Source organism: Sagittula sp. SSi028 (assembly GCF_048553715.1).
Classification (GTDB): Bacteria; Pseudomonadota; Alphaproteobacteria; order Rhodobacterales; family Rhodobacteraceae; genus Sagittula.
The window spans coordinates 1-223 of record NZ_JBLZNC010000074.1 but is presented as its reverse complement, the minus strand read 5'-3'; the positions used below and the strand labels follow the sequence as shown (position 1 = coordinate 223).

The window sequence follows — 223 nt, the reverse complement described above, 5'->3', positions numbered from 1 at the left end:
CGCCAAACTTCGACGGCACGGTCAGCATCGACTATACCGTCACCGATGGAGATGTAGTTGACGCAGAAGTCGCCAGCGCGACGATGACCATCGCGGTCAATCCGATCCCTGACGTCACAGGCGACCTGCGTGCCACCGATGAGGACACCCCGGTCGCCCTCGGCATTCTGCCCAACGACGACCCAGGCGACGGCATCGCCACGGTCGACATCCTGACCCTGCC

Annotated in this window: 1 protein-coding gene; it reads left to right on the top strand. The window is 63.7% G+C overall.

The features are described from left to right. Window positions 1-223 (top strand): hypothetical protein (locus ACN5AZ_RS18810; RefSeq protein ID WP_419430410.1); only part of this gene is annotated, 223 nt, incomplete at both ends.